Origin of the sequence: Kineococcus indalonis, assembly GCF_009906395.1 — a bacterium.
GTDB classification, from domain to species: domain Bacteria; phylum Actinomycetota; class Actinomycetes; order Actinomycetales; family Kineococcaceae; genus Kineococcus; species Kineococcus indalonis.
In genome coordinates this window covers 1-3,744 of the sequence record NZ_JAAALM010000400.1, presented here as the reverse complement: position 1 = coordinate 3,744, position 3,744 = coordinate 1, and the positions used below count along the sequence as shown (strand labels likewise).

2 protein-coding genes are annotated in these 3,744 nt (G+C 80.0%); one reads left to right on the top strand and one right to left on the bottom strand.

The window, feature by feature from the left end; genetic code table 11:
- The first annotated feature begins 120 nt into the window (after positions 1 to 120).
- Positions 121 to 1,587, top strand: coding sequence for a UDP-N-acetylmuramoyl-L-alanyl-D-glutamate--2,6-diaminopimelate ligase (locus GTR00_RS16400; protein WP_166612659.1), 1,467 nt, complete (start codon positions 121 to 123; stop codon positions 1,585 to 1,587).
- Positions 1,588 to 1,597: 10 nt separating this feature from the next.
- Here the strand turns inward: GTR00_RS16400 and GTR00_RS25945 are convergent, their stop codons facing one another.
- Entirely contained in the window at positions 1,598 to 3,637 is a 2,040-nt protein-coding gene (locus GTR00_RS25945; RefSeq protein ID WP_166612658.1) for a prolyl oligopeptidase family serine peptidase, read from the bottom strand.
- Positions 3,638 to 3,744: the final 107 nt, after the last annotated feature.

Here is a 3,744-nt window from a genome sequence, read left to right as displayed (position 1 = left end):
GGCCCGTGGTGCGCGTGTCGGCTCGCGCGCGGGGGGCGCAGGTGGCTCACTTGCCCGGTGACGGACTCCCCGGCGCCGCCGCCGGGCGCGCCGCGCCCGCGACCCGCGCCACCGCGGCCCGTGCACCTCGCGGACCTCGCCCTCGCCCTGGGGGTGCCGGCCCCGGCCGGTCCCGGTCCCCGGCTCTCGGGCCTGACGCTGGACTCGCGCTGCGTCCTGCCCGGCGACCTCTACGCCGCCCTGCCGGGCGCGCGGCACCACGGGGCCGGCTTCGCGCGGCAGGCGCGGGCCGCGGGGGCGGTCGCGGCCGTCAGCGACCGCCCGCTGGAGGGCCTGCCCACCCTCGTCGTGCCCGACCCGCGCGCGGTGCTCGGGCAGCTCGCCGCCCACCTGCACGGGCACCCCGCCGCAGCGCTGGAGGTGCTCGGGGTCACCGGCACCAACGGCAAGACGAGCACCACCCACCTGCTCGACGCGGGCCTGCGCGCCGCGGGCCGGTGCACGGGCCTGCTCAGCGGGGTGCAGGTGCGCACCCCGGGCTGGTCGCGCCCCGCGCAGCGCACCACCCCCGAGGCGCCGGAGCTGCAGGAGGTGCTCGCCTCGCTGCGCGAGCAGGGCGCCACCGCCGCGGCCGTGGAGGTCTCCAGCCACGGGCTGGCGCTGCACCGGGTGGACGGCACCCGCTTCGCGGGCGCGGTGTTCACCAACCTGGGTCTCGACCACCTCGACCTGCACGGCGACCAGGAGTCCTACTTCGAGGCCAAGGCGGCCCTGTTCGACGCCGCGCGCTGCGCCCTGGCCGTCGTCAACGCCGACGACGCGCACGGGCGGCGCCTGGCCGCCGCGGTGCGCACGCCCGTCGTGACGTTCTCCGCGGCCGGCCGGCCCGGCGCCGACTGGCGCGCCGCCGAGGTCGTCGCGGACGCCTCCGGGACGGTGTTCCGGCTGCTGGGGCCCGGCACCGACCGGCGCGTGCGGCTGCGGCTGCTGGGCGCGCACCAGGTCGACAACGCCCTGGGGGCGATCGCCCTCCTGCACGCCAGGGGCGTGGACGTCGAGGCCGCCGTGCGCGGCGCCGAGGAGCTGGCCGGGGTGCCCGGGCGGCTGGAGCGGGTGGACGCCGGGCAGCCGTTCCTGGCGCTGGTGGACCACGCCCACAACGTCGCCGGCCAGCACCGGGTGCTGCCCTTCCTGCGCAGCCTGACCGGCGGGCGGGTGGTGGTGGTGCTGGGCGCCACCGGCGAGCGCGACCCCGGCAAGCGCGCGCCGCTGGGCCGCACCGCGGCGCGCCTCGCCGACGTCGTCGTCGTCACCGACGAGAGCCCCCACGGCGACGACCCCGCGCTGCTGCGCGAGGCGGTGGCCGCCGGCGCGCGCGGCGCCGGCGGCGCGGACGTGCACGTGGAGGCCGACCGCGACCGGGCCCTGCAGCTGGCGGTCTCGCTGGCCGCGCCCGGCGACGTGGTGGTCGTCGCCGGGCGCGGCCACGACCGCCGGCTCGTGGCCGGCGGGCGCACCCGCACCTTCGACGACGCGGTGCAGCTGCGCGCCGCGCTGGCGCACCTGCCCGCGGCGGGCGGGCGCTGAACGCCTCGGCTCAGTCCAGCGGCAGGTGCCGGCGCCACCACTCCAGGACCGCCTCGAAGCGCTGCAGGCGGTGGCGCGGGCGGCCCGAGCGGGTCAGCTCGTGGTCCTCGCCGGGGAAGAGCAGCACCTCCGACTCCACCCCCGCCCGGCGCAGCGCCAGGAAGTAGCGCTCCGCCTGCGACAGCGGGCAGCGCAGGTCGTCCTCGGAGTGCACCACCAGCGTCGGCGTGCGCGTCAGGTGCGCCACCGACTGCGGGCTGCGGGCGCGCTGGACGGCGGGGTCGGGGCCGAAGTACTGCTCGGTGAAGTAGGTGCCGATGTCGGAGGTGCCCACGAAGAGCTCCGCGTCCAGGTAGCCGCGCTCGACGACCGCGGCGGCGAAGCGGTGGTCGTGCGCGATCGTCCACGCCGTCAGGTACCCGCCGTAGGAACCGCCCAGCACCCCCACCCGCTGCGCCTCCAGGCCGTGCTCGCGGCAGGCGCCGTCGAACAGGTCCAGCACGTCGGTGGCGTCCACCGTGCCCATCGCGCCGGCGATGGCCCGCGCGTGCGCCTCGCCGTACCCGGCCGAGCCGCGCGGGTTGCCCATGACGACGGCGTACCCGGCGCCGGCGAGCACCTGCGCCTCGTCGAACAGCGAGCCGGTGTACTGCGCGAACGGCCCGCCGTGCACCAGCAGCAGCGTGGCGCGCGGGGCGCCGGCGGGGGTGTCGGGCACGAGCACCCAGCCGTGCAGCGGGTGCCCGTCGCGGGCGGGCACCTCCACCTCGCGCGGCACCACCAGGCCGGTCGCGCGCAGCGGCGCGGACAGGTCGGTGAGCCGGCGCGGGCCGTCCGCGCCCAGCACGGCCACGTCGCCGGAGGTGCCGGCGTCGCGCACGGCCAGCGCCACCGTCCCGCCCGCCGCGGCGGCGCCGGTGACCTCCACCGGCCCGCCGGTCAGGCGCTCGACGTCGCCGGCGGCGTCCACCCGCAGCAGGTGCAGCGCGCCGCGGACGCGGTCCTGCACGAGCACCGCGCCCCCACCGGCGGCCTCCAGGCCGGACTCGCCGAGGTCCACCGTCGCCGGGTCGGTCAGCGGGTGCGCGGCGCCGTCGCGCAGCACGTGCAGGACGGTGCTGCGCCCGGCGACGTCCCGGCCGGTGGGGCCCAGCGGGGCGGCCAGGACGAACACCGAGCCGTCGGCGGTGGTGAGCACCTCGCGCACCGCCAGGTCGGCGCCCGGCCCGAGCAGCTCCTCGGGCTCGGCGAGCCCGGCGGCCCCGGGCCCGGCGCCGGTGCCCGGGGCGGGCAGGGGCACGCGGTGCGCGCCCACCCGCAGGTCGTCGTCGCGGCCGGGGTGGCGGGCGGCCACGAACGTCACCGCGGTGCCGTCCGGGGTGAACCGCGGGTGCGTGCAGTCCACGTCCCCGGCGGTCAGCCGCACCGCCTGCGGCACCCGCGCCGCCCCCCCTGCGCCTGCCGCGCCCGCCGGGGCCGGTGCGCCGGGGGAGGGGGCCGGCGCCGGCACCGGCTCGGCGCCGGCGTCGGGCACCTCCACGACGAACAGCTGCACCCGCTGGTCCACCGCGTAGCCGGGCAGGCCGTTGCTCTTGTAGCGCGTCGTGGTGATCCGCCGCGGCGGCTCGGCCGCCGGCCCCACGCCCTCGACGGTGCCGTAGCGGCCCGGCTCGGGGTCGCGGGCGGCCAGCACCAGGCGCCGGGAGTCCGGCGACCAGTCGAAGGAGAGCACCCCGCGCGGGCGGTCGGTGACCACCAGCGGCTCCCCGCCGCCGGCGGCGACCACCGCCAGCTGCGCCGGCGCGCCCGGAGCGGCGCGCAGGAACGCCACCAGCGAGCCGTCGGGGGAGAAGCGCGGGGCGCCGTCGCGGTGCCCGCGCGTCAGCAGCGAGGCCGGGGCGGAACCGTCCGCCGGCACCCGCCACAGCTGGCCCACCTCGGCGTCGGCGGCGGTGTCCGGGCGCGAGAGGGCGAACACCACCGTCGCGCCGTCGGGGGAGACGGTGGGCGCGGAGACGCTGCGCAGCAGGTCCAGGTGACGGGGTTGCACGGGGGCTCCTCCTCCTGCCGCCCGCACCGGGCGGCGCCGTCGGCGACGGCGCCAGGCTAGGAGGTGCCCCGCAGGGTGCGGCACAGGCGCGCGGGGCGCGCCGAGGG